A 23,977-nucleotide genomic window follows, 5' to 3' on the forward strand; every position below is an offset into this window, starting at 1 on the left:
AACATCGGAGCGCAGCGGGCTCTCGACGGATGGGGCGGGCATGGCTGACGACACGTGCGTCCGCTTCGGCGACAAAAGCGCCAGCGAGATCGAAGACAAGCTGCTTCGTCAGCTCGCAATCCTCGAAAGCGTCACCGACTTCGCCATCGTCGCCACGGACCGCGTCGGCGTCGTTACGGACTGGAACGCCGGCGCCGAGCGCATCCTTGGTTGGACCGCGCAGGAGATGATCGGCCAGTCCGCCCGAGCGTTCTTCACCCCCGAGGACCGCGTCGACGGCCGCTTGGAAAGCGAAATGCGCGAGGCTCTTGCGAGCGGCCGGGCCATCGACGAATGTTGGCATCAGCGAAAGGGCGACGAACGCTTCTGGGCCAGCGGCGAGATGATGCCGCTGAAGGGCCGGGACGGCGCCCACATCGGCTTCGTGAAGGTGCTGCGCGACCGTACCGAACAGCACCTGCATGGCCGAGCTCTGGTGCAGGCCGAGGCTCGGCTCCGGCGAGCTCAGGAGGCGGGCGGGGTCGGCGTATTCTGGGTCAGCGTTGACGACGACGTGCTTCATGCCACGCCCGAGTTCTGTCGCCTCTACGGCATGCCCGAGCACGCGACATTCGACGCCGCCGAGTTCGAGCGTCTGGTCGTCCCTGACGATCAAGGGCTGGTGTCGCACCAGGAAGGCCGGCGCGACGGCGTCTCGCCGACCGATGTCGTCTATCGGATCCGTCGCGCCAATGACGGCGAGCTTCGCTGGATCTCGCGCAAAGGCGAGTTCGAGACCGATGGCGGTCGATCGATCAGGTTCGCCGGCGTCGCTCGCGATATCACGGCTGACGTGCTGCGCGACCGAGACATCGCCGCCGAGCGGGAGCAGCTCGCCACGATGTTCGCGCAGGCGCCGACCTTCATGGCGATGCTGCGGGGACCAGACCATCAGATTGTGCGGGTAAACCCAGGCTATACCCGGCTCGTCGGCGGACGTGACGTGGTCGGTAGAACGGTAGCCGACGCGCTTCCTGAAGCGGTTTCGCAGGGCTACCTTCAGCTTCTTGATCAGGTCTATTCAACCGGCGAGGCCTTTGCGGCCAATGGCTACCGGTTCGCCGTAGAGGACGTCGACGGCAAAGAACCTGACGCGCGTTATCTGGACTTCGTCTACCAGCCGCTACGGGACGGCTCGGGCGCGGTCTCCGGCATCTTCGTCGAAGGCGTCGACGTCACCGAGCGCATAATTGCGACGAAGGCGCTCGAGGCGAGCGAAGCCCGCTACCGCACCCTGTTCGAGACGATCGACGTCGGTTTCTGCGTGCTCGAGATGAAGTATGACCAGGCCGGTCGCGCGATTGACTACCGGATCGCTGAGGCCAATCCCGCCTTCTCCCGGCAGACCGGAGCCGACGTCGTCGGCAAATGGGTCAGCGAGTTCGCGCCTAACCTCGAACGGCACTGGCTCGACACTTATGGCGCGGTGGCGCTGACCGGAGAGCCGGCGCATTTCGAAAATCGTGCCGATGTGTTCGGTCGCTGGTTCGACGTCCGCGCCGTGCGCATCGGCGCGCCGGAGGCTCGGACCGTCGCGGTCTTTTCAGCGACATTAGTCAGCGTCGAGAGATCGAGCTGCATCAGGGCGCGCTGCTCGAACTCAGCGATCGCCTTCGGGAGCTTCGTGATCCGGCCGAAATCGCCTTCACAGCCTGCGAAGTGCTTGGGCGCACGCTATCGGTCAGCAGGGTCGGTTACGGAGTGGTCGACAAGCGCCGAGAGACGATTTCGATTGACCGGGATTGGAACGCCCCCGGTGTGAAGACGATCGCGGGGGTCCTGAGTTTTAGGGACTACGGTTCCTACATCGAGGATCTGAAGCGAGGCGTCGTCGTAGCGATCGCCAACGCCGCGAAGGATCCGCGAACGGCCGACCGCGTCCGCCCTGCAGGCGATCAGCGCGTTGGCGTTCGTGAACATGCCGCTGGTCGAACACGGCGACACGGTCGCGCTGCTCTACGCCAATCACGCCGAAGCCCGGAGCTGGTCCCGAGAGCGAGCTCGCGCTCATGAGACAGGTCGCGGAGCGCGTGCGGTCCGCCACCGAACGCGTGCGCTCGGAGAACGCCCTTCGGGAAAGCGAGGAGCAGTTCCGTGTCTTCGCGCAGGCCATGCCCAACCAGGTCTGGGCTGCGACGTCGGATGGCGAGCTCTACTGGTTCAACTCGCAGGTCTACGCCTATACCGGGGCGTCTCTTGGAGACCTGCACGGCGCCGATGCGTGGAACGGCATCGTCCATCCAGACGATCTCGGGGTCGCGCGCGAACTCTGGTCACGGTCGTTGCGGACCGGAGACGTCTATCAGACCGAGTTCCGTATGCGTCGCCGCGACGGAGCGTTTCGATGGTTTCTCGTCCGCGCCGAACCCGTTCGAGGCAAGGACGGCGGGATTACTCGCTGGATCGGCGCTAACACGGACATCGACGACGCCAGGCGAGCATCGGAGCGGCTCGAGCGTATCGTCGCTGAACGAACCGCCGAACTCCGGCTGTTCGGCGACATCATCGAGTCGAACGCCTCGCCGATATGCACTTTCGACACCTCATATCGCCTGATCGCGTTCAACAGCGCGCACAGCGACGAGTTCTTCCGGATTTTCGGCCACAGGGTTCAACTCGGCGAGGTCTTCCCCGACCTGTTCCCGCCGGATCAGGCCGCGATCATTCGCGGTTTCATGGCCCGGGCTCTCGGCGGCGAAGCCTTTACCGTGACCGAAGAGTTCGGTGACCCCGATCTCGCGAAGCCCTCGTGGGAGGTCGCCTACACGCCACTGCGCGACGCGGAGGGCGTCATCATCGGCGCCTATCACCTCGCCGACGACATCTCGGACCGGCTGCGCGCCGAAGCTGAGCTGGTCGCGGCGCAGGATGCATTGCGGCAAGCCCAGAAAATGGAGGCGGTCGGCCAACTCACGGGCGGCATCGCGCACGACTTCAACAACTTGCTGACCGGCATCACCGGATCGCTCGACCTGATGCTGACGCGCATCCGCCAGGGACGCTTGAACGACGTTGAGCGCTACGTCACGGTCGCGCAAGGCGCGGCTAAGCGAGCCGCGTCGCTGACCCTCGGCTCCTCGCCTTCTCGCGACGCCAGACGCTCGATCCCCAGCCGACGGACGTGAACCGCCTGGTCAGCGGGATGGAGGACTTGCTTCGACGGACAGTCGGCCCGGCGATCGAGGTCGATGTGGTGGGAGCGGGCGGACTTTGGGGCACGCTGGTCGATCCGCACCAGCTTGAGAACGCGATCCTCAACCTTGTGATCAATGCCCGCGACGCCATGCCTGACGGCGGCCGGATCACAATCGAGACCGCCAACAGGTGGCTCGACGGCCGCACGGCAAAGGAGCGGGAGCTACCCCCAGGCCAGTACTTATCGGTCTGCGTCACGGATACGGGAACAGGCATGTCGCCGACCGTTATCGAGCGCGCCTTCGAGCCGTTTTACACGACCAAGCCGCTCGGACAGGGCACGGGCCTTGGCCTGTCGATGATTTACGGATTCACCCGACAGTCGGGCGGTCAGGTTCGGATCTATTCCGAACTCGGCCAAGGGACCACGATCTGTCTCTACCTACCTCGCCATCTCGGCGAAGACATTCAACCCGCCGCTGAGATCCGCTCGCCCGATCCTCGCCGAGCGACGGATGGACAGACGGTCATGGTGGTCGACGACGAGGCGACAGTTCGCATGCTGGTGATGGAGGTGCTCGAAGACTCAGGTTACGCGGCCATCGAGGCGGGCGATGGCCCAAGCGCCATGAAAGTCCTGAGCTCGAACGCTAGGATTGACCTGCTGATCACTGACGTCGGGTTGCCAGGCGGCATGAACGGCCGGCAGGTGGCCGACGCGGCGCGCATCGTTCGGCCTGAACTGAAAGTCATGTTCATCACGGGCTACGCCGAAAACGCCGCCGTCGGGAACGGACAGATCGAGCCGGGAATGTCGGTGATGACGAAGCCCTTCGATGTCGCCGCGCTTGAGTCTCGGATCCGTGAGATTCTGGAAGACTGAAGCTTCCGACCAAACTTTGGCGCGGAGACTTACGCCCCAGGTTCAGGCGTCGGGAAACGTTTACGATCGCGAAGGGTTTGTTCGGGTGAACCTGTTCCCGGTCCGACCTTGCGGAACGAATCCGGATCGTCTCGTTCTGTTCCCGCCTCGCGCTCACCTTTGGAGTTCGTGAATACCTTCAGTTGGAACCGAGACGCAGATTCAAAAGTTGATGCGTCGCAAATCCCAACAGCGCACCGTGAAGGGGCCGTAGCGGAGGCCACGCCAGCATGTCGTACACGGTCATCGCGGCCGCCGAGAGCGGTCCGGTAGCCACCGTCGCATCCTCGGTCCTGGACGCCCTCAGGCTCGTCCAGGACCTGGAGAAAGACGGAGACCAGGTCACCATCGCCAGCGATACGGGATGGATCTTGACCGTCGAGGAACTTGAGGCGCTGGCCAAGCCCTGACGACGACATTTGAAAGCGCCTCAGGAAAAATTTGCGCGCCGCGAGCTGTTAAAGGTCTCGGCCTGATCCAGTGCGCTTCAGTTACGTGATCGCTCCGGGTCTGGAATCTCCCGATAGGCGCCTACCTCCCGCAGATCGCATTCGGGGGAGCGCGCATGTCCTATACGGTCATTACAACCAACCGCGGCCATCAGACCGCTGTGGTGGCAGCGTTACAGATCGACGTCCTGTCTATCGCCAAAGCTGCCCGGATACGTCCGGGAGAAGCCGTAACCGTCTTCACCGAGACGGGGCGTTGGGTATCGATCGCCGAGTTGGAAATGTCTCGCGAGAGGGCCGTGCGCGGCCGCACTCGCCTTGGCGGATGATCGCGACGTCCGGATAGCGGGCGACGAACTTGGCTACGCCGAGGAGCGGCTGCTCGCCTGTCAGAGATTGGCGAAGGAGCTGAAACGCTCGTTCGAGCGTGGCGAGAACGAACCGCTCACCATCCATTTTCGGGAGCGCTACGCGCGGCTCGAGCGCGAGATCGAGACCTGGCGCTGGTACCGATCGTCGGTGCTCAAGCGCTGTAAAGACCATATCGGAGAGTGACGGCGCGCCGCATGCGATAGCGCATCGCTTGGACCGCCTGGTGCGTAGGGTGGGGCAACCGCTCTCGGAGCCTCCAACCCCGAGGAGCGGCCAGAGGGGCAAGCCGCAGGCTTGCCCCTCAATCCCACCCATCCGTCAGATACCTGCGGTCGAAATCCGCAACCTTATGTCGGCGAGAATTGAGTCGGCCGTCGCTCCGTCGAGGTTCCGCTCAATCCAAGCCGCCTCGAGCTCGTGCAATGCAGCCAGCGCGCCTGTGGGCGCGTGGGCATAGGATGCGACGAACTCCTCTATCGCCGAGCGGGCAAGCGCTAGCGCCGAAGCGCTTTCGGTGAGGACAGGCGTGACGAAGAGAGCGAGACAGTCCGCCGAGCTCATCATGATTGCGAGGCTAGTCGAGACGCCTACTCGGGCAACACCAAATGCTCAGCAAGGACGCCTCAAAGTTGAGCGACGTTGGTCGAAGCCTGCCGCCTGATGCTTGCAACATGGAAGCCTCAGATGCAGCATGGCTTTCCAACCTCCATCTGCGCTTGGCTCGCCTCAAGGTTGAAGGTCTGATTTTGGCGGTGATGTAGATGACCGCTGTTGGCGCGTCTGAGCGGTTCGGCCTCGTCCCGGGCTGACCCAAGGCCGACCTTGGGCAGGTCAGCTTATCGACCAGGCGATTGGTGGCGTCATCTCGAGAGCGGTCACTTCAGCGGCCCCTGCGCGCGCCGGAACTTGCGCAGGCGCGCGTCCTGCTCGATCGCTTCCACGCGATGGTTCGGCGCCACGCCGCGCAGAAGCTTGATCCCTGAATCACAGACGCTCCGCCCACCCTGCTCGGCTCATTTACGCGTGCGTGGTCCGGGACCGAGTTGCCGTCCGACCGGACCTTGTCGAGCCGTGGCCCAACGGGCCGACCGTAGGACAGATCACGAAGCTCAAGCTCATCGAGCGCCAGATGTAGGGCCGAGCTAAGCTCGACCTGCTTGCGGCCCGACTTATCGGTGCCTGATAATCCCGCTGCGCTTCATCGAAATTGCGTCAGATCCAAGGTTTAGCGCCGACTGATAGTCTCGGCCATCCAGGATTGGGCGGACCGAGCTCTCTATCTGCACGTTTTCGACTGTAGTCGATTGCCGTCACCCAGCGTGAGCGCTGCGCTTGTCGATTACGATCTTGAACGACTGTCCGTCTTCAACAAAGCAGAGACCTTCCCGCTCGAAGACGTCGATCACGGCCTTCAGCGTCGCGGGATGCGTCCGAACTCCGTGGCTTTCCAGAGCCGTGATGCTGTCCCTATTCAGCTTTGCTCGCTCCGCGAGTTGCTGTTGCGACCATGAGAGGATGGCCCTCGCCGCCCGAATTTGAAAAGGCTTAACCATCAAAAAACACTCCGGCAGACTGACGGAGTTTTTGGATTGAGTTCCCAAAATTCGGCATGCATCAATGCGCTCGCCCAGCCTCTGACGACCCACCCACCTTTGGGCAATCCATCAAACCATAGCCGAAAACCACGACCGCAAAGGATTGCGGCTGTGGATGATGTTGCGCGCTCATGGACGGTCGACGGTCAATCCCTCCTCGATGCCGAGTAGGGGAAGGATCGCGGTCGCCGCGGCGCCCACGCTTCGGCCAATCCAGGACACGAGCCGATGACCAGCCAGCCGACCAGTCCAATACGGGCAAGTCCGAGCGGGGATCCTTCCGACAACGATGACATCCGAAGCCTTCTTCGACAGGTCACCACCGCCCTCTCGGCGCTTCCGGTAGAGGTGGATGGCGACGACGACATGGTCCGCAATCTGGCGGCCTATCACGGGCTTCGGCCGTCCGATGCGGTCATCACGAAACTCCGGACCAACACCCGAAGCTTCACTCTTCTCGTCGCGACTTCCAACTCATGGGAACTGAACAAGAGGGCGCTGCTGGCGACCAAGCAGGATGGCGAGCGGGTCCGGCGCAAGGTTCTTCTGATGCCAGCGGGGCGTCTGCGCAGAACCGTCTTTCTTACAAACTGCTCGCTGATCGGCTCCAGCCGCAACGTCCAGATCACGGCCACGCACCGCATGGCCATCCTCGCCCATTTGCAGACCGATCCGCTCGCCAGCCTGGAAGACTGCTCGCGGGAGATTGCAGGCCATGACGATCCGGTCGGCGCGGTTCTGGCCATGATCGCTGAAGGCTTTCTCAGGATGGATCTCAGGGTCCCGATGCGTCCAGAGAGCGTGATCTCGGTCGCCTGAACAGATCCCTCCGCAAACTCGTTTTCCAACTTCGAGAAATCAGCAGCATGTCCAGAAACGAAGACGCCGACGCCGTCGGTGAACGCCCCATCGCGCGCCCGTTCAGACAGATCTTCGTCGAAATCGTCGTCGACCAGCACCTTACCCCCGACATCATCGACGCGTGTGTTCAGGACCAGATCACCGTCGTCATCGACGCTCCGACCGAGATCTGGGCAAACGCTCTGGCCGGTCCAATCGCAGGTCGCTGTCAGTCTCTTCCGCTCTGCCGCCGCCCTTACGTCTTCAAGAGGGGAGCTCCTCGAAAGGTCCGAACCAGCAAAGAGGATACCGACCTCGAGACGCTTCAGCTCAAGCTCTCGACAGGAGCGTCCGTCATCGCGCTCTTCTGTCCCGCAAGCGAGCCGCTGCCGATCCTCACTGACTCCGCCGACATCCGGATCGAGATCATGAGGCCGACCACCGAGGATGTCGCCAAGGCTCTGTCCGAGGCGACCGCAACCCCGGTCGACGCCGGCCTGATAGCTGCGGTCAACACCATCGACCTTGATGGCCTGTGCGCGCTTGTCCGTCCGCGCGCCTCTGCCGAACAGACGCTGCAGAGGTTCAAGATCGCCATCCAGGGCGGCGCTGACAGCGATGGCATCCCGACCATTCATCAGCTTGCCGGATATGGCGACGCCAAGCGGTGGGCGCTCAGCGCCCTTCATGTCATCGAGAGCATTCGCGCCGGTGAGCCCGGCGTCACTCTGGCCGATCTGCCTCGCGGCGCCCTGCTCGTCGGCCCTCCCGGTACTGGCAAATCGATCTTTGCGCAGTCGCTTGCCAAGACCCTTGGGGTCGGATCGGTCATCACATCCGTCTCCGAGTGGCTGAGCACCGGCGACACCCATTTGGGCACAGTCATCAGCGCGGCGCGCGCGTCGATCGCGAAGGCCTCGTCGTTCCAGCCTGGCCTTCTCTTCATCGACGAGGTCGACTCCCTGGTGGACAGGGATCAGGAGAAGGGCAGCTCGGCGTCGTGGTGGCTGAATTTCGTCAACGCCGTCCTTTCCGCGATCGACGGAGCGGTGAAGGTTCCTGGCCTAGTGGTGGTCGGCGCGTGCAACGATCTCAATCGAGTGGACAAGGCGCTCAGACGCTCAGGGCGCCTCGAAACGATCGTCCATATCGGACTGCCGAACGAGGCTGACCGGCTATCCATCTTCGACTTCTATGTGAAGGGCGCAGTCTCGCGCGCAGATCTGCGGTCCTGCGCCATCCGCTCCGGCGGGATGAGCGGAGCTGACATCCAGCGTGCCGTGCGCGAGGCCAGACAGCTGGCGCGCGAACGCCATCGGCGTTTGACCTTAAAGGATCTGCACGAGGCCCTTTCGCCTCGCATCCGGCTGGATGACGCCGAGACACGGACTGCGGCCGGGCATGAAGCTGGCCATGCGCTCGCCAGTCTGCTGCTCGGCGACAGGCTGATCGCGGTCGACGTCGACAGGGCGCTGACGCATCTGCACCCCCTTCCGCGCATCCTCGACAACGATCTCATCGATTGGCCGGCCCCCATCGAGTGGTCCGGTTGGAATGTTAGTTCATGAGCGGCGCTGACGCGACGGTTGGTGTGGCCGGCGGAGCTGGTCGGGGTTGCGCAGCCGGCCATAGCGCGACCTCTGGCGCGGGCGGCCTGTAGCCGAGCGCCGAGTGTGGGCGGATGGCGTTGTAGTGCCGCCGCCAGGTTTCGATCACGGCCTTGGCCTCGGCGAGTGAGGAGAAGATCTCGCCGTTGAGAAGCTCGTCGCGGAGCCGAGCGTTGAAGCTCTCGCAGTAGCCGTTCCCCAAGGGCTGCCGGGCTCGATGAAGGCAGTCCTCGAGCCGACGGCGACGATCCACTCGCGGACGGCCTTGGCCGCGAACTCCGGGCCGTTGTCCGACCGGATGTGGCCCGGCGCGCCGCGGAGAATGAACAGGTCTGACAGGACGTCGATGACGTCGGTCGACCTGAGCCTCCGCCCGATCCGGATCGCCAGGCATTCGCGCGTGAACTGGCTGCGCCGACCTTCGGTTCGTCGATCACGTTGAGCATCCTGAACTTGCGGCCGTCATGCGTTCGATCCTCGACGAAGTCGTAGGACCAGACGTGGTTTGGCCGCTCGGGCCGCAGCCGCACGCATGAGCCGTCGTTGAGCCACAGCCGCCCGCGCTTGGGTTGCTTCGTCGGAACCTTCAGCCCCTCACGTCGCCAGATCCGCTCGACCCGCTTCAGGTTCACGACCCAGCCGGCGGAGCGCAGCAGAGCCGCGATCCGCCTGTAGCCGTAACGGCCATACTGGACAGCCAGCGCGACGATGTCGGCGGTCAGCGCCGCCTCGTCGTCGGGCCGCGTTGGGACCTTCCGCTGTGTCGATCGGTGCTGGCCGAGCACAAGGCAAGCACGGCGCTCCGTCACGCCGAGCTTGCTCACCACACGATCGACGCAGTCGCGGCGACGGGCGGGGCTGATCAGTTTCCCCGAGCTGCCTCCGCCAGGATCATCTTGTCCAGCGTCAGGTCCGACACCGCTCGACGAAGCCGGGCGTTCTCGGCCTCCAGCTCCTTCAGGCGCTTCACTTGATCGCCCTTCAGCCCGCCATACTCGGTGCGCCAGCGATAGAACGTGACTTCGGTCACCCCGATCGACCGGATCGCTTCCGCGACCGGCCGACCTTGCGCGGTCAGAACCTCGACCTGCCGCAGCTTCGCGACGATCTCTTCAGGTGCGTGCCTCTTCCTCGGCATCGTTCAGTCCTCCACATGGCCAAAAGCCATACATCAGGGAGGACCACTTCTCAGGGGGCAGACCAGTTTGGAGCGCCAGCCGCCAGTACCGGATGGATCGTGATCGGTTACGGCTCATGCTGATCGAGGGAGGATGGATCGAGGAGAAGGTCGATCTGCCGTTCAACTGGATGATCTTCGACGCCATCGCGTCCGAGCAGTTCCTGCAGGACGCCAAGGCCTGCATGAACTACCAGCAGGCGCTCAAGTACCTGAACGCTCCAAAATCGCACGAGCCCATACTCGTGGCGTCAGGTCTTCTAAAGCCCTGGATGCCATCGGGAGCCAGCGGTCTCAAGGACCATGCCATTCTCGCCCGCGACCTGGACGCCTTTCTCAAGCGCCTGATGGAACGCGCTGACGAGCGCTACAGCGCCGATCCATCGTTCATGAACATCAGTTCCGCCCAGAAAAGGGTGTTCTGCGGCGCCGGGGCCATTCTGCGTCTCATTCTTGACGGGAAGCTCGAGCGGATCGGCAAGCGCATCGGCATACACGGTTAAAACTCCGTACTTGTCGATCCACGAGAGGTCGAGAAGCTGGTCCTGACGAAAAATCGCGACGCCCTGTCGACCAAGGAAGCTGCCGAATTGCTCGGGGTGTCGCAGGACGGTGTTCTCGCGCTTATCGACAAGGGCGTTTTGCCGGCGGTCGATGGTCGTCATCCGAAAACGAATCGGCCGATGAATCGTGTCGCGGTTGGCAGTCACCGAATTTTCCGCGGCTTACGTTTCGCTTTCAGAAGGAGCAGGTCGTCGGGAACGAGCATTTATGCGTTTCAGCGGGAACAGACTCGGCGTGGCATCGTACCTGCGTTCAATACGGGCGTCGTTCTCTATCGGCGCGTCGACCTGACGGCTGTCACCCCCTAGACCAGATTTCACACGGCCAAACTCACTCCACAAATGGCCCCGCTCCGGCGGGGCCATTTTCGTATGGGCGTCGCGGTTCAATCTGCCGCGAAACGAATGGCGGCAGGCGCCGACACGAAATAGGGCTAATCTGAGCGAGCGTGGAGCATCATCGGTGCAAACCGTTCATTCTCTCGGCTTTGCTATTTTTGCTGAGCGAGGTTGGATGGTTTTTCAAGACGAAACACCCGGCGCGGTCGTGATCTGGCACAACCCCGCCTGCGGAACCTCGCGCGCCGTTCTCGCGGCGATCCGGACAGCGGGGATCGAGCCGGCGGTCGTCGAGTATCTGACGACCCCGCCTGCGAGAGCCGACCTCGTCGAGGCGATCGCGGCCGCCGGGCTCACGCCCCGCAGCGCCGCCCGCGCGAAGGAAAAACTCTTCGCGGAGCTCGGCCTTAGCGAAGCGTCCGACGAGCAGATCCTCGACGCGATGATCCGGCATCCCGTGCTGATCAACCGCCCGTTCGTCTTCGCCCCGCGCGGCGTCCGGCTCTGCCGGCCGGCCGAAACCGTGCAGGACGTTCTCTAGGAGCGACGGGACCCGGCCCCTATCCCGCGAGCGCCGCCAGGATGGCGTCGAGGCCGTCGGTCAGCGCCGCCGGCCCCGGCTGCAGGATCAGCGGCGACTTGATCTCGTGGATCCGGCCAGCCTTCACGGCGGGGATCGCATCCCAGCCGGGACGGGCGGCGATCCTGTCGGCCACGACCTTCTTGCCGCACCATGAGGCGAGGATGACGTCGGGCGCGGCGGCCGCCACCCGCTCGGGCGCGACCACGCGGTCCCTGGCGGCGGCGCAGGCGGCGAGTTCGGGAAAGACGTCGTCTCCGCCTGCGACCGCCACGAGCTCCGACACCCAGCCGATGCCGCTGATGAGCGGGCCGTCCCACTCCTCGAAATAGACCCTCGGCCGCCGCCCGCTCCCCGCGGCGGCGCGGACCCGCGCCAGCCTCGCCTCGAGCGTCTCCGCAAGCTCGGCCGCCGTCTCGCCCGCCCCCACAAGCGCGCCGACGCACCGGATCATGGCGAGGATGCCGGCGACGTCGCGGTGGTTGAAGACGTGGACCGCGACGCCTTCGCGGACGAGATCGGCGACGATGCCGGCCTGAAGGTCCGAGAAGGCGAGCACGAGATCAGGCTTGAGCGCCAGGATCTTCGGGATGTCGGCGGAGGTGAAGGCCGAGACCCGCGGCTTCTCGCGCCGCACCCGCGGCGGACGGACGGCGTAGCCCGACACGCCGACGATGCGGTCCTCCTCGCCGAGGAGGTAGAGCGTCTCCACCGTCTCCTCGGTGAGGCAGACGATCCGTTCGGGCGGGAAGCGGCGCATCGCAGGCGTCTCCGGAACAGGCGTCAGGGCAAGGCGAGGACGAGGCCGCCGAGCGCGCAAGCGGCGAGCGTCGGGATCATGCCGACGCCGAACCGCAGCATCGCGACCATCGCGGCGCCGGCGAGCAGCGCGGCGCGCCAGTCGAGCGAGGCGAGGACCGGGAGGTCCGGCCCGAAGCCAAGCGACGTCTGCTCGCGAAACAGCACGTGAAGCGCGAACCAGAGACCGAGATTGGCCACGACCCCGACGACCGCCGCGGTCACGGCCGAGAGCGCTGCGCTCAGCGCCGCGTTGGAGCGCAGCGCCTCGACATAAGGCCCGCCGAGGAAGATCCACAGGAAGCAGGGCGCGAACGTCACCCAGGTGACGAGCAGCGATCCGAGCGCGCCGGCGACGAGGGTCGAGCCCGCCGGGCGCGCGATAGGCCGCGAGGAAGCCGACGAACTGCGTCACCATGATCAGCGGGCCGGGCGTCGTCTCGGCGAGGCCGAGCCCGTCGACCATCTCGCCCGGCCGCATCCAGCCGAACGTGTCGACGGCGGCCTGCGCCACATAGGCGAGGACGGCGTAGGCGCCGCCGAACGTCACCATCGCCATCGAGGAGAAGAACGCGCCGAGTTCGCTCCAGACGCTGGACGAGCCCGTCAACGCGAACAGGACTCCGACGGGCGCGAGCCAGACCGGCGTCCAGATCGCGAGCGTTTTCAGCGCCCGCGCGCCGCTCGGGCGCAGGTGATCGAGCTCGCCGCGCGCGAACATGGCGTCGACCACGCCAATATGGCGCGGCGCGCCCGACGCGCCGTGGCCGCCCGCCCGGAACAGCTCGGGCCGGCGCTTCGCGCCGAGCCAGCCGAAGAGCGCGGCCCCGAGAACGATGACCGGAAACGGAACCTTGAAAACGAAGATGAGCACGAAGGCCGCGGCCGCGATCGCGACCATCACGCGGTTCTTGAGCGCCCGGCGGCCGATGCGGATCACCGCCTCGAGCACCACGGCGAGCACCGCGGCCTTCACGCCGAAGAACACGGCGTCGACGACGGGCGCGTCGCGCCACAGCACATAGAGGACGCTCAGCCCGAACATCACGAGCGCGCCCGGAAGCACGAACAGCAGGCCGGCGATCAGGCCGCCGAGCGTGCGGTGCATCAGCCAGCCGACATAGGTGGCGAGCTGCTGCGCCTCGGGCCCCGGCAGCAGCATGCAGTAGTTGAGCGCGTGCAGGAACCGCTCCTCGCCGATCCAGCGGCGCTCCTCGACGAGCTCCTTGTGCATGAGCGCGATCTGGCCCGCAGGACCGCCGAAGCTCAGGCAGCCGATGCGCGCCCAGACGCCCAGAGCCTCGCGCAGCGAGGGGACGGCGGGCGGCGGAAGCGCGTCGCCCGGATCGGCGGATGACGGCGGGGGCGAAGCGGCGGCGGTCGCAGGCATAGGCGTCCATCCCCTTGAGAGGACTCTGGACGCGATCCTTGGGCCGGCTTTGGGCCTTAGCCTGACGGGGCGGTCGCGAGGAGCCCCGAGGCCGGGACAATTCCCGAGCCGACGGCGCCCGTCAATGCGCGTTTTGGTCAGCCGGCCGGCGGCCCCGGTCAGCCGGCGGTCTGGCGCGAGAGCCGGCGCATCATCGCCTGCAGGGCGCGCGGGTCGGCGTAGCCGACGCCCGCCGCCACCTCCCGCGCCTCCTCGCCGCGCGCCTGCCGCGCCATCGCGGCGAAGAGTCGAAGCCGCGCCCGCCAGTCGCCGAAGCTGAGCCCGGTCTCCTCCCGGAAGCGCCGCGTCAGCGTGCGGCGGCTCATGCCGATCTCGACCGCCCAGTCGTCGAGGCCGGCGGCCGCGGCGGGGTCGTCCACCAGCGCCTCGCAAAGCCGGCGGAGCCGCGCGTCGGCCGGCATCGGCGCGACATAGGACGTCTCGGGCGCGCGCGCGATCTCGTCGAGGATAAGCGCGGCGAGATGCCCGCCGCGAGCGCCCTCGTCATAGACCACCGGCTCCTCGGCGAGCGCCGCGAGGCTCGCCTCCAGCAGCGCCGAGACCTTGAGCACCCGGCACCGCGCCGGCCATTCGGGAACGACGTCGGCCGCAAGATACGCGCTGCGCATTGCGACCGGCCCATGCATCGCCACCTCATGCTCGACGCCCGGCGGAATGAGCAGCGCATGTCCTTCCGGCACCACCCAGGCGCCGTGCGCCGCGGCCGCCGTCATCAGCCCGGAGGCGGCGTACAGCAGCTGCGCGCGCTTGTGGCTGTGCGCGCCGGTGCGCGATCCCTGCGCGAACGCCTTGTCCATCACGGCGACGGGCCGCGGCACGTCCTGGTAGTCGGCGGCGGTGACGGAGCGCATCGGCGCGACCTCGCTTTGGCCCGATCGGCGCCGATTTCGGCCTGACGCCGCGCGCGGGTCAAGGCTATGGAGGAGCGAAACTTCGCGAGGACGCCCGATGGCCCCGAACGACCTGTCGCGCCGCACCATCCGCTTCGTCAACGTGGCGCACGCCGCCGACCATTTCGTGCTGCTAATCTATCCGACCGCCGTCATCGCGATCGGCCCTGATCTCGGCCTCGACTACGGCGCGCTGATCGGGCTTTCGACCGGCGCCTTCCTCGCCTTCGGCCTGTTCTCGCTGCCGATGGGCTGGCTTTCCGAGAAGTTCGGCCGTCGCAACCTGCTGGCGACGTTCTTCCTCGGCTGCGGCGCCTCGCTGATCGCGCTCTCTTTCGCGACCACGGCGCTCGCCTTCGGCGCGCTGCTGTTCGTGCTCGGCGTGTTTTCCGCGATCTACCACCCGATCGGCTCGGCCATGCTCGTCAGCCACACCGACCAGCTCGGCCGCGACCTCGGCCGCAACGGCGTCTGGGGCAATCTCGGCGCGGGCCTCGCCTCGGGCGTCACGGCGCTCATCGCCGCGTGGCTCGGCTGGCGGGCGGCGTTCGCGGCGCCCGGCCTCGTCTGCCTCGCGGCGGGCGTCGCCTTCCTCGCGATGGTGCCGCATGACGGCGAGGACCGCTCTGCGGCCCGCGCCCCGCAGACCGCGCCGGGCGCCGGCCGTCCCGCGCTTCTGCTCGCGCTTTTCGCCGCCATCATCATCGCCGGCGGCATGACGTTCAACGTCACCACCATCTCGCTGCCGAAGGCGCTGGACGAACGGCTCGGCTTCGACCTGCCGCTCGCGCTGCTCGGCTCCCTCGCCACCGCCGTGTTCGTGTTCGGCGCGCTGACGCAGCTCACCGTCGGCCGCCTGCTCGATACCAAGCCCCTCCCCCTGATCTTCCTCGGGCTTGCGAGCGTGCAGGCCTGCGGGCTCGCGATCGCGGCGCTGAGCGTCGGCGTCCCGCTCGTGGCAGGCCTCGCGATGGCGATGGCGGGCATCTACGGGCAGGTGGTCGTGAACGACGCCATGGTGGCGCGCTACGTGCCCGCCCATGTGCGCGCCAAGGCCTACAGCGTGCGCTATTTCCTGGGCTTCACCGCGAGCGGCTTCGCCGCGCCCTTCATCGCCTGGACCCACGGGATCGGCGGCTTTCCGGCGACGCTCGCCGCCGCCGCCGCGATCGCGGCCGTCATCCTCGCCTGCGCGGCCGCCTTCTATGGCGTCGCGCGGGCGGCCCCTGCGCCGCTGCCGGCCGAGTGAGCCTTCAGGCCCCGCCGCGGCCTTTCAGCTCCGCCACTTCGGCGCGGAGCTGCTTCAGCTCCTGCATGAGATCGTCCATCGAGACCGGCGGGCGTCCCGTGCGCTCGGCGATCTCGAGGTCGTGCTCGGCCTGCATGGCGTTCACCACCACGCCGATGAACAGGTTGAACACCGTGAACGAGCTCACGAGGATGAAGGTGATAAAGAAGATCCACGCGTAAGGATGGGTCTCCATCGCGGGCTTCACGATCTCGCCCGACCAGCCGTCGAGCGTGACGAGCTGGAACAGCGTGAACAGCGAGATGCCGAGCGTGCCGAACTTTTCCGGCATGTCCGCGCCGTAGAGATGGGTCGCCATCACGGCGAAGACGTAGAGCACGAGCATCAAGAGCACGACGATCGAGCCCATGCCCGGCAGCGCGCCGACGAGCGCGCCGACGACGCGCTTGAGCGAAGGCGCGAGCGTGATGAGGCGGAACACGCGCAGCACCCGCAGCGCGCGCAGCACCTGCAGGGGGCCGGTCGCCGGCAGCAGCGAGATCGCCACGATCGCGAAGTCGAACACCGACCAGGGATCGCGGAAGAACGAGAGCCGGCGCACCGCGAGCCGCGCGACGATCTCGACGACGAACACCGCGAGAATCGCCTGGTCGAGCAGATGCAGCGGGCCGCCGTACCGCGCCATGATCGAGGGGCTGGTCTCGAGCCCGAGCGTGATGGCGTTGACGACCACCAGGACCAGGATGACGCGCTCGGTCAGCGGATGGCCGACGATGCGGGCGAGGACGGACATCGGCGGCTCTCGGAGACGTTCGCGGGGGATTCGGGGCAAGGCGGCGCGCGGTTTCGCGGCGTCTATGTCCGGGCGCGGGCCCGGCGCGTCAAGGCGCGATGGCGCGAGCCCGGGCCGCTTCGGCCGCATCTGCGAAAACGGTCGGGCCCGATCCCGTTTACCGCTTGTGCGGCGCGTCGCTCCCGGTGTAAGGGAAGCGCCTTCCAAACGACCTCATCTTCTTTGCGGAGAGGTGCCAGAGTGGTCGATTGGGACGGTCTCGAAAACCGTTGTGCGGGCAACCGTACCGTGGGTTCGAATCCCACCCTCTCCGCCAATGCCGCTTCTAAGGCATTGATTTATCTTATCTTTTTTTGTCGGCGCGATGGCGGCCCAATCAGAGGCCCCAACGTTGCTCGAAGAGGTCTCTCCCATGCGGGCGCTCTGTGTCGCCTTGGTTACGGGGGCTGTGCCTTTTGGCTTAACGGCGATCAGGTAGACGACCGCCAACCGAGGGCTTAAGCCTTCGGTACCTCATGGGCTTTTGCGAAGGGCCGCCGCGTACCAATGCCTCAAACCGTAAGCTTTCCAATCTTTCAGACATTAAGGGTCACCGATTACGCATTGTATCGGCCGAACGAGGCCGACGCTTTTGTCTGGAATTTTCGCGATGGTCCGAACGCGCTAATTGGCGTGAATGGTCTCGGAAAGTCGACATTGGTCGCCCTCATTTTTCGCATGCTGACGGGCCCTTGGGATTTAAATCGACGAGCTCTCGAGGGGGAATTAGGGCAGCCCGACGTGGCGCCCGTTATGATCGCAGACCGCCGCCTATTCGCGAGGCGCGTGTCTGATCAAGCGCGATCGGCTAAGGCGGAGTTATCACTACGCTTAGGTTCTCACAAACTTGTTATAACTCGTAGATTGGACGATCTCGCACTCGTATCGTTTTGTGTCGATGACAAGCAGTTGCCGATTGGCAATGACGATCGGGACATCTATCAACCCACGATCGCCGAACTTATGAGCACAGGAAGCTTTTTCGATGTGCTTATAGTTTTGAGATTCCTTGTTTTTGTTTTCGAAGACAGGCGCTCTCTAGTTTGGGACGAAAGCGCTCAGCGTCAGATATTTCGCGCCACACTATCGACCACGCCGGCCGAAGCGCAACGTACGTTGTCGCTGCAGAGGATTATCGTCGAGGCGGACAGTTCTGCGCGAAATACGCGAGTCCAAGTTAATAAGGCACGCCATGCTCTCGATGAAGCCGTTCGCACACTGCAGTCGCGCGATGAAAATCAGGCTGCTTTATATGTTTCAGAAAAACAACTTTAGCGACATCTGACCGCCGCGACGAGCTACGCCGAATGCTGGAAGCCTGTGAAGACGAACAGCTTCAAGAGCGTCGCTCCAGGATGCGAGCCGAACATGAACGCGATCAGCTTTTGAACGAACTCGACGGAGCCAAACTTCGTCTAATTACTCAACTATTCGCGGACATTCCGCCAGTCGCGAAATTGGCGCTTGGACGGATTGTTGAACAAACGAAATGCGCATGCTGTGGCCAAGACGCGCCGCAGCTCGCTGAAAAAATTCAGAACGCTATAACTCACAATTCTTGTCCATACTGTGAACAGCCGATCCCGTCACCTACAGCGACAAATAATATTGAGCATATCGATCGTTCTCGAATCGATATCATTACGAAAAATTACAAAGTCGCTGCCGAACAGGCAGAAGCAAGCGCAAATCGTCTGTCAGAAATTGAGTTAGACATTCAAGCGAATATCAGAGAACTGCAACTTGCAGAGCGTGAGCTCAATTCTATTTTATCGAAACAACTTGCGCTTCGCAGAAATTTGGCACTTGAATCTGACGACGTCACACGTCGACGCATTGCGGTAGAGACCCTCAGTGAGCTTATGAATGAAGCGTTGGATAAGCAGCGTTTTGCCGAACAGGACCTTCGTTCTTTGGTTGAGACCCTAGAAGAGACAGTTCGAGATCAACAAGACGCTATCGCTAATCTTTTTGCAAAATTCTCAAATGCATTCATGCGCGAAACTTGCCACCTCACTTACATTGGGCAGGACGAACGCATTGGTCAAGAAGGTGCTCGGTTTCGCTTTCCATCTTTTCAAGTTGCGCTGTCTGGCGGAGCCGTCGCTGGTGAAACTTTGCGCAGCGCTCCTGAAGCTGTTTCACTCTCTCAAAGAGAGTATATTGACATCGCATTCCGAATGTCGGTGTTAAATATACTATCTGAAAGCGCCGGAGCTTGTCTTATCGTCGATACACCGGAAGCTGGCCTTGATTTCTTATTTGCCGAACGCGCGGGAGAACAATTCCGATTGTTTGCCCCTGAAAACGGAAGTGCAAATCGCGTAGTCGTAACTTCCAATCTTGTAAATGATAATCTTTTAAATTCACTTCTCGCAGGTGTTCCTAAAGGTAACGCTCGCAAAGAGCGGATTATGAACCTAGTACAATACGCTGCGCCAACAGCTGCAGTTACTATGGATGCTGATCGCTATCAGTCTTTTATCAAAAAGATTATTGACGGTCAGGACCAAGAAGTCGATGGAACCGATGCGCACCGCTAGAGGATCAAATCGGAAATCTATAGATCGATCTCCGGAGCGCGTTCAATTGCGCGTTCTCCAAATGCTCGACGGCATCGAGCATGCCGGGTTCGCGCCAGTTGGATTTAGGACTGTCCATGGGTTTGCCTATCTGGGCAATTTACTTGCACCGCTATGGGATGTTGATCCACTTGACGGGAAGATACTAAAGAAAGGATATCCATATTATCCTGAGGTGCGGCAGGCCTTAGATACTCTAATATTTAATGGGCTCGTCGATCTAACGAAGCTCGAGGCCAAGTGCATTAACTCGGAATGGGTGGCTGAGGGTGAGATCGGGCTCAATTATAAAGCTGCTCGTCCGCTATTAGATAAGTTGGACGTCTTCTCCGACGAAAAAGCGGTTAGAGACTTTTTGAAGGCGCTAGCTTTTTCGGTTTCTCCATTTGCCGATGAGCTACCGCACATAGTGATGTCTGACGTGACATGGACAGATAATCGCACGGGCCGTGGAGACGTAATCGATTTTGCGGAGTACCGGAACGCCAATTACTCGCTGAATGTAGCTAACGCCTTCGATCGGGCGCTTCCTACATCAATGATACCTAGCCGAGGTGAAAAGCTTCAGTTTTATATCCATTTGCTTGAGAAGCGAGCATCGGTGTTGCGTTCATGAAGTCGGCAAATTCGCTTGATTTAGGAAATTCTTCAATAGAAGAAATGCGTCGTGTGGCGCTTGAAAGTTATGGGGAACAGCCGGACTCTTCGATCGACCCAGTTGATCAGTTTTACACGCGCGTTGTACGCGTCACACGCAATCGCCTTTCAACAGAAAACTCGATTTCTATGAGGTGCGAATGGTGACTTTGCCGTTTGTCCTAACCTCCGAGTTGAGGGAGGATCGCAAGAGGTTGAGCGCTGATCGCGTTGCAAATGTCGAGAAAGGACCTCAGTTAGCGGGCCACCTTTGGTTGGTGCCTTCGACTCTTCATTCTGCCGGAAGGCGAGCGTTTTCGGGCACTACGCTTGGCGACGCCATGGACGAAATCGAGTCGCTCGGGCTGGGCAATCAACCCGCCATAGCGATTGAGTTTTCAAAGCGGACAATCTCTTTCTACCCAACGGGAGTTGAGGCTGAAGAATCGGTTGTTCGGCTTGAGGTGGGAGAGGAAGACTTAGAGTCCACCCCTGTATTGAATTTATTAGAACGGTTTGCAGAAAAGTTTGTTGTCACTCCTAATTGTCAAGAGTCTCAGATAAGGACTTGGCTTGACGGGACAAACTACATTCCTGTGAAAGCGGCCGAAAAAAATATCCAGGAGCTGTTGTGGCTCTTCTTGAGCTCTCGACTCATTGACAATCATAAAATAGAGATGGAGCACACATTACGAAGTGGCCGTGTTGATATAGTTATTCGGAAAAGAATGGCTGCTGGGCTATGGAAAACCAGCGCAGCGGTTGAACTGAAAGTGGTCCGTTCGTTCTCTTCAACAGGGCGGCCTACGCCCGCCGCAGCTTTAGTTAAACATATAGCCCGGGGGTACAAGCAAATTCGCGAATATCGTAAAGAACTCGAGGCTACAGAGGGGTGGCTGGTCACCTACGATATGCGCAAAATCGATGCACGAGGAAACGATCTCTATTCGCCGCATTCGGCCGCGGCTGTGGCTGACGAATTAAATTTACATCTGGAAGCGCTGTATGGCACTGCGGATGATTATAGAGACAGTTGTGCTGCTTAGTTGCTAAGCACGATAAGCGTTTCTCGAAGCTCGGGTCTCCCACCTTGTTGAGGTGCGGCTCGCATAGAGCGGAAAGGATCACTTCTCAATTTGGTAAGCCCAACCGAACGAGATAGTTCGAGAAGGATTTCTCCGACAGGTACATCGATGCCGGCGTATCGGCTATCGCCAACAATAAGCCATTGCCGTCCACTAGAGCTTCCATTGCGCGCAATATCGCTTACAATTCCGATCATTTCTGCAAAATAACTACCGATCATTGCAGGAATATTTTTATTCCACAACGTCGGCGCAACTTTTTCGAGTCGCTCCAACGTTAAATCGAGGCTGCTTGATCCACGTGGCGCAGGTTTATACAAGCGACTGAGCTGAACGTGAGACGAAAGTGTTGCAGATCGGAGAGCGCGATTTCGTCTGAATTTGTTAAATAACCTAGCATCCATAATTCTGTTATATACGTCTGTATAATCGAAAGAGTTTGGGTAAGGTGGAGAGTATATTGCAACATCAAAACCGTCGATGCGCTTAACAAGTTCTCGAGCATCCCCCCGATAGAGATCGTACTGCGAGGAGCGTTGCCCGGAATACATCGCAATGTCTTTGGCTGCTTTTGCAACCGCTTCAATAAACGAAATCCGGAGTTGGGCGGCGGTACCCGAACGAGTTTCGCACCCTTTTCGATAGCGTCGCCCCTTGCCGCTAATTACTGCGTTCGAGTTGTCAACGATCACTGCTCCCAGAAGCACACGGAAAAGACGCTGCATGCGATCGTCAATGATGACCGGCAGCGCGTCCAACAGTGATGCGGCCTCCTGTGCCATTTCTCTTCCGAGAATCCAGCGGCCCTTGTCGCCGGGTTCAATAAGCGTTTTGGGCGCGCCTTGGAAGAAAACGGCCAAATCACTCCGCTGGCGGTCAGCGGTGTTTAGCAAGCGCGCTAACTCGCCGGCAATTTCAACCGGCTCAGGCGCATTGAGTTTTGCCTCGATCAAATCAGCGAGGTAAGGATTGATCTCGATCGTTGAGGCATCGAGCCACAAAAACTGAGCCGCTAGCGCCGTTGTTCCCGATCCGCCAAACGGATCAAAAATGCGGTGCACCTTGGCTGGATGTTCCGCAACAGCCATAGCGATTAACTCAGGCGCGAACGCCTCCTTAAATTTTCGCCATCCCTGAAAAGGGAGCTGTGCTGAGCCCGCATTCGTGCCCAAGGTGGCTAACGGGCGTCGGCCAGTCCACCGATCGAAATGCCCGCTAGAGGGCTTCAGACGAGCAAAATCGTTTGGCTGCAAATGACCCATTGTTCAATAGTAGATTTGTTTGTATTTTCAGTTCGTTAACGATGAACTAGTTAAGGGGTCAATCACGACGAACGCCTTCGCAGCGGCGGTCCTAGCCGGTGCGTGCTTCCGAATCGTCGGGAAAGCTACGTTATTTCGCGGCGAAGTTGGTGACGTTTCCGCTACTAAGTTTGACATCCGACGATAGGTCACTCGCCGAAGGGGTTGCGCGGCTGACGGTCCACGTTCGCCTTATCTCATTAGTTGGACATTCCCGAGATATTCACCTCGAGTTGGCTCTGACAAGCTCGGCGGATATATCCATAGGCTGTCGGTCCCCCGCATCAATCGCTTGGCGCATTTAAGGATGTATGGGCCAACCCGCTCCGGTGTGCGGTTTATTTTGACTACATGGACGTTCCGCAAAAATCGGGTGCCGTAGAAAAAATCTCGCTCGCGCGTTGCGAGAGAAGTAAGCAGATCACCTTTATTTCGACTTCGTTTTGAAAGCGTGCATATGGCGTGCATATGTACGCCGTCATTAACCTCCCAGCCTCGGATGTCAGTTTTTGTGCATTTCGCCACGGGCCAGTCTGGGCCACCGAGCAGAATAGGTCGAAATGGAATTGAGCTAAGTGCGCGAGGGTATCTGACTGACCTTGTCAAAAGGTGGCCATAGAACGAACTGACATCTGCCGTCATGCATTCTAGAACAATTTCCTCGGACCCAGATATCGGTTTAAATAGAAAAGTTACAAAATATGCCTCCCAGCCGGGGCGGCTAATAAGTTCTTCAATCCATTTCGACCAATGCATTATAATGTCGCTGTGCAAAGTACCGACTCCTAATGTCGTATCTGCACATCCTTTACTAAATTAGCTGGAAGAGTGTGTGTGTCATAGCGCGTGTCGAACTGTTTCATCGTCGGCTCTATGCAATAGTCGTACTTCAGGCATCTTAGTGGGCACGCTTGCCCGTGAAGTTCCTCTGACTGGATTTCCATGATCGAAGGGAAGCGCAGCTTCGACGGAAATTAGTTGTCGACCGGAATGGACCTCGGTTGATGTCGTCGCGGCATTGAGCAGCAACCTCTCAGTTTACCACTTTTCTCAAAAAGTGAGTAAGAGCGGATGATAATTGTATATGAGATTGATTGTCTATTCGATCATTATCTTTGGAGTTGGCGCGCGCTTTATTGAAGCTGAAAAGAACGCAGTCATCCAAATTTGGAAGTCATCTATCTCAACGAACGTATTAGAAATCCCGCGAGTTGTAGCAACCTTTCTCTCGCGATGACTCCTAAGCGAGATTGACATTATTAGACTCAACCCACGTTTGTACGGCTCCATTTGTGGACGCGATCCTGACGGCTTGGCCCAAATAAGCGACGTCGGACGATTTCGCTCTTTGGAACTTCCAACAAGGGATGGGAATGAAAATCGCCAATAAGGGACCATGGAGCTGACGCGGATTTGGCCAGCCGGCGCATGAGGTCAACAGAGGTAGGCGTCCATTCGATAAAACCATCGCCGCGGTTGACAGCCGAAATTGGTGTCATTCTTTGAACTTCAATTATCTCCGTTTTGCCGTTGCGT

20 protein-coding genes, 1 tRNA gene and 3 pseudogenes are annotated in these 23,977 nt (G+C 61.4%); 16 read left to right on the forward strand and 8 right to left on the reverse strand.

Features of this window, described 5'->3' with window-relative positions; all coding sequences use genetic code 11:
- The first annotated feature begins 40 nt into the window (after nt 1–40).
- The 5 genes and pseudogenes from K6K41_RS06425 (at nt 41) to K6K41_RS06450 (ending at nt 5,100) form a co-directional block, all read left to right on the forward strand.
- On the forward strand, nt 41–1,801 hold the full coding sequence (locus tag K6K41_RS06425; RefSeq protein WP_261404369.1) for a PAS domain-containing protein: 1,761 nt from the start codon (nt 41–43) through the stop codon (nt 1,799–1,801).
- Nucleotides 1,802–2,171: 370 nt separating this feature from the next.
- Nucleotides 2,172–4,057: pseudogene (locus K6K41_RS06435) on the forward strand (hybrid sensor histidine kinase/response regulator); the annotation flags it as partial.
- A 269-nt stretch (nt 4,058–4,326) separates the two neighbouring features.
- Nucleotides 4,327–4,506 (forward strand): hypothetical protein, encoded by a 180-nt coding sequence (locus K6K41_RS06440; protein ID WP_261404370.1) that lies wholly within the window; start codon nt 4,327–4,329, stop codon nt 4,504–4,506.
- A gap of 155 nt (nt 4,507–4,661) precedes the next feature.
- A complete protein-coding gene (locus K6K41_RS06445) occupies nt 4,662–4,874 on the forward strand; it encodes a hypothetical protein (protein WP_261404371.1) in 213 nt (70 codons plus the stop codon).
- Nucleotides 4,864–5,100 carry a hypothetical protein gene (locus K6K41_RS06450; RefSeq protein ID WP_261404372.1) on the forward strand — a complete coding sequence of 79 codons (237 nt, stop codon included), beginning with the start codon at nt 4,864–4,866 and terminating at the stop codon, nt 5,098–5,100. Before K6K41_RS06445 ends, K6K41_RS06450 begins: the two co-directional genes overlap by 11 nt.
- 135 nt (nt 5,101–5,235) lie before the next feature.
- On the opposite strand, the gene K6K41_RS06455 is transcribed toward K6K41_RS06450, so the two are convergent.
- On the reverse strand, nt 5,236–5,481 hold the full coding sequence (locus K6K41_RS06455; RefSeq protein ID WP_261404373.1) for a hypothetical protein: 246 nt from the start codon (nt 5,479–5,481) through the stop codon (nt 5,236–5,238).
- Between the two features lie 746 nt (nt 5,482–6,227).
- Entirely contained in the window at nt 6,228–6,470 is a 243-nt protein-coding gene (locus tag K6K41_RS06460; protein WP_261404374.1) for a helix-turn-helix domain-containing protein, read from the reverse strand.
- Nucleotides 6,471–6,740: 270 nt separating this feature from the next.
- On the opposite strand from K6K41_RS06460, the gene K6K41_RS06465 reads away from it, so the two are divergent.
- Both K6K41_RS06465 and K6K41_RS06470 read left to right on the forward strand, forming a co-directional pair.
- The gene (locus tag K6K41_RS06465) at nt 6,741–7,331 is read left to right on the forward strand and encodes a hypothetical protein (RefSeq protein WP_261404375.1); all 591 of its coding nucleotides are present in this window, start codon (nt 6,741–6,743) and stop codon (nt 7,329–7,331) included.
- Nucleotides 7,332–7,378: 47 nt separating this feature from the next.
- Nucleotides 7,379–8,920 (forward strand): AAA family ATPase, encoded by a 1,542-nt coding sequence (locus tag K6K41_RS06470; RefSeq protein WP_261404376.1) that lies wholly within the window; start codon nt 7,379–7,381, stop codon nt 8,918–8,920.
- Here K6K41_RS06470 and K6K41_RS06475 read toward each other — a convergent pair.
- Nucleotides 8,910–10,097, reverse strand: a pseudogene (locus K6K41_RS06475) (IS3 family transposase). The gene K6K41_RS06470 and the pseudogene K6K41_RS06475 overlap by 11 nt on opposite strands.
- A 116-nt stretch (nt 10,098–10,213) precedes the next feature.
- Between K6K41_RS06475 and K6K41_RS06480 the strand changes: the two are divergent.
- The 3 genes from K6K41_RS06480 to arsC all read left to right on the forward strand — a co-directional run bounded on the left by K6K41_RS06480 (nt 10,214) and on the right by arsC (nt 11,579).
- A complete protein-coding gene (locus K6K41_RS06480) occupies nt 10,214–10,639 on the forward strand; it encodes a hypothetical protein (protein ID WP_261404377.1) in 426 nt (141 codons plus the stop codon).
- A 96-nt stretch (nt 10,640–10,735) separates the two neighbouring features.
- Nucleotides 10,736–11,008, forward strand: a complete 273-nt coding sequence (locus K6K41_RS30225) for a hypothetical protein (RefSeq protein ID WP_428978595.1) — start codon at nt 10,736–10,738, stop codon at nt 11,006–11,008.
- Nucleotides 11,009–11,213: 205 nt separating this feature from the next.
- Nucleotides 11,214–11,579 (forward strand): arsenate reductase (glutaredoxin), encoded by a 366-nt coding sequence (gene arsC / locus K6K41_RS06485; RefSeq protein ID WP_261404378.1) that lies wholly within the window; start codon nt 11,214–11,216, stop codon nt 11,577–11,579.
- Between the two features lie 19 nt (nt 11,580–11,598).
- On the opposite strand, the gene K6K41_RS06490 is transcribed toward arsC, so the two are convergent.
- The 3 genes and pseudogenes from K6K41_RS06490 to K6K41_RS06500 all read right to left on the reverse strand — a co-directional run bounded on the left by K6K41_RS06490 (nt 11,599) and on the right by K6K41_RS06500 (nt 14,717).
- Entirely contained in the window at nt 11,599–12,378 is a 780-nt protein-coding gene (locus K6K41_RS06490; RefSeq protein WP_261404379.1) for a cobalamin-binding protein, read from the reverse strand.
- 23 nt (nt 12,379–12,401) lie between these two features.
- Nucleotides 12,402–13,806: pseudogene (chrA, locus tag K6K41_RS06495) on the reverse strand (chromate efflux transporter).
- 158 nt (nt 13,807–13,964) lie between these two features.
- Nucleotides 13,965–14,717: an AraC family transcriptional regulator gene (locus tag K6K41_RS06500; protein ID WP_261404380.1), complete on the reverse strand. Its 753-nt coding sequence runs from the start codon at nt 14,715–14,717 to the stop codon at nt 13,965–13,967.
- A gap of 97 nt (nt 14,718–14,814) precedes the next feature.
- Here K6K41_RS06500 and K6K41_RS06505 point away from each other — a divergent pair, with 97 nt between their 5' ends.
- On the forward strand, nt 14,815–16,005 hold the full coding sequence (locus tag K6K41_RS06505; protein ID WP_261404381.1) for an MFS transporter: 1,191 nt from the start codon (nt 14,815–14,817) through the stop codon (nt 16,003–16,005).
- A gap of 4 nt (nt 16,006–16,009) precedes the next feature.
- Here K6K41_RS06505 and K6K41_RS06510 read toward each other — a convergent pair whose 3' ends face one another.
- On the reverse strand, nt 16,010–16,798 hold the full coding sequence (locus K6K41_RS06510; protein WP_261404382.1) for an ion transporter: 789 nt from the start codon (nt 16,796–16,798) through the stop codon (nt 16,010–16,012).
- 226 nt (nt 16,799–17,024) lie between these two features.
- Here K6K41_RS06510 and K6K41_RS06515 point away from each other — a divergent pair.
- The 5 genes from K6K41_RS06515 to K6K41_RS06535 all read left to right on the forward strand — a co-directional run bounded on the left by K6K41_RS06515 (nt 17,025) and on the right by K6K41_RS06535 (nt 21,101).
- Nucleotides 17,025–17,114, forward strand: a tRNA-Ser gene (locus tag K6K41_RS06515).
- 230 nt (nt 17,115–17,344) lie between these two features.
- Nucleotides 17,345–18,112 carry a P-loop NTPase family protein gene (locus K6K41_RS06520; RefSeq protein WP_261404383.1) on the forward strand — a complete coding sequence of 256 codons (768 nt, stop codon included), beginning with the start codon at nt 17,345–17,347 and terminating at the stop codon, nt 18,110–18,112.
- Between the two features lie 32 nt (nt 18,113–18,144).
- Nucleotides 18,145–19,380: a hypothetical protein gene (locus tag K6K41_RS06525; protein WP_261404384.1), complete on the forward strand. Its 1,236-nt coding sequence runs from the start codon at nt 18,145–18,147 to the stop codon at nt 19,378–19,380.
- Nucleotides 19,381–19,441: 61 nt separating this feature from the next.
- Nucleotides 19,442–20,035 carry a hypothetical protein gene (locus K6K41_RS06530; RefSeq protein ID WP_261404385.1) on the forward strand — a complete coding sequence of 198 codons (594 nt, stop codon included), beginning with the start codon at nt 19,442–19,444 and terminating at the stop codon, nt 20,033–20,035.
- Between the two features lie 361 nt (nt 20,036–20,396).
- Nucleotides 20,397–21,101 (forward strand): hypothetical protein, encoded by a 705-nt coding sequence (locus K6K41_RS06535; RefSeq protein WP_261404386.1) that lies wholly within the window; start codon nt 20,397–20,399, stop codon nt 21,099–21,101.
- Here the strand turns inward: K6K41_RS06535 and K6K41_RS06540 are convergent.
- Nucleotides 21,098–22,312 carry a site-specific DNA-methyltransferase gene (locus K6K41_RS06540; protein ID WP_261404387.1) on the reverse strand — a complete coding sequence of 405 codons (1,215 nt, stop codon included), beginning with the start codon at nt 22,310–22,312 and terminating at the stop codon, nt 21,098–21,100. The genes K6K41_RS06535 and K6K41_RS06540 overlap by 4 nt on opposite strands.
- Between the last annotated feature and the right edge of the window lie 1,665 nt (nt 22,313–23,977).

This window comes from Chenggangzhangella methanolivorans, assembly GCF_019797865.1.
GTDB classification, from domain to species: Bacteria; Pseudomonadota; Alphaproteobacteria; order Rhizobiales; family Methylopilaceae; genus Methylopila; species Methylopila methanolivorans.

Coding starts and splice junctions, on each gene's coding strand:
- K6K41_RS06470 (WP_261404376.1), top strand. CDS start 7,379: ATGTCCAGAAACGAAGACGCCGACGCCGTCGGTGAACGCCCCATCGCG.
- K6K41_RS06455 (WP_261404373.1), bottom strand. CDS start 5,481: ATGATGAGCTCGGCGGACTGTCTCGCTCTCTTCGTCACGCCTGTCCTC.
- K6K41_RS06530 (WP_261404385.1), top strand. CDS start 19,442: ATGCTCGACGGCATCGAGCATGCCGGGTTCGCGCCAGTTGGATTTAGG.
- K6K41_RS06460 (WP_261404374.1), bottom strand. CDS start 6,470: ATGGTTAAGCCTTTTCAAATTCGGGCGGCGAGGGCCATCCTCTCATGG.
- K6K41_RS06510 (WP_261404382.1), bottom strand. CDS start 16,798: ATGTCCGTCCTCGCCCGCATCGTCGGCCATCCGCTGACCGAGCGCGTC.
- K6K41_RS06520 (WP_261404383.1), top strand. CDS start 17,345: ATGCCTCAAACCGTAAGCTTTCCAATCTTTCAGACATTAAGGGTCACC.
- K6K41_RS06525 (WP_261404384.1), top strand. CDS start 18,145: ATGCTGGAAGCCTGTGAAGACGAACAGCTTCAAGAGCGTCGCTCCAGG.
- K6K41_RS06445 (WP_261404371.1), top strand. CDS start 4,662: ATGTCCTATACGGTCATTACAACCAACCGCGGCCATCAGACCGCTGTG.
- arsC (WP_261404378.1), top strand. CDS start 11,214: ATGGTTTTTCAAGACGAAACACCCGGCGCGGTCGTGATCTGGCACAAC.
- K6K41_RS06535 (WP_261404386.1), top strand. CDS start 20,397: ATGGACGAAATCGAGTCGCTCGGGCTGGGCAATCAACCCGCCATAGCG.
- K6K41_RS06480 (WP_261404377.1), top strand. CDS start 10,214: ATGCTGATCGAGGGAGGATGGATCGAGGAGAAGGTCGATCTGCCGTTC.
- K6K41_RS06490 (WP_261404379.1), bottom strand. CDS start 12,378: ATGCGCCGCTTCCCGCCCGAACGGATCGTCTGCCTCACCGAGGAGACG.
- K6K41_RS06465 (WP_261404375.1), top strand. CDS start 6,741: ATGACCAGCCAGCCGACCAGTCCAATACGGGCAAGTCCGAGCGGGGAT.
- K6K41_RS06440 (WP_261404370.1), top strand. CDS start 4,327: ATGTCGTACACGGTCATCGCGGCCGCCGAGAGCGGTCCGGTAGCCACC.
- K6K41_RS06505 (WP_261404381.1), top strand. CDS start 14,815: ATGGCCCCGAACGACCTGTCGCGCCGCACCATCCGCTTCGTCAACGTG.
- K6K41_RS06425 (WP_261404369.1), top strand. CDS start 41: ATGGCTGACGACACGTGCGTCCGCTTCGGCGACAAAAGCGCCAGCGAG.
- K6K41_RS06500 (WP_261404380.1), bottom strand. CDS start 14,717: ATGCGCTCCGTCACCGCCGCCGACTACCAGGACGTGCCGCGGCCCGTC.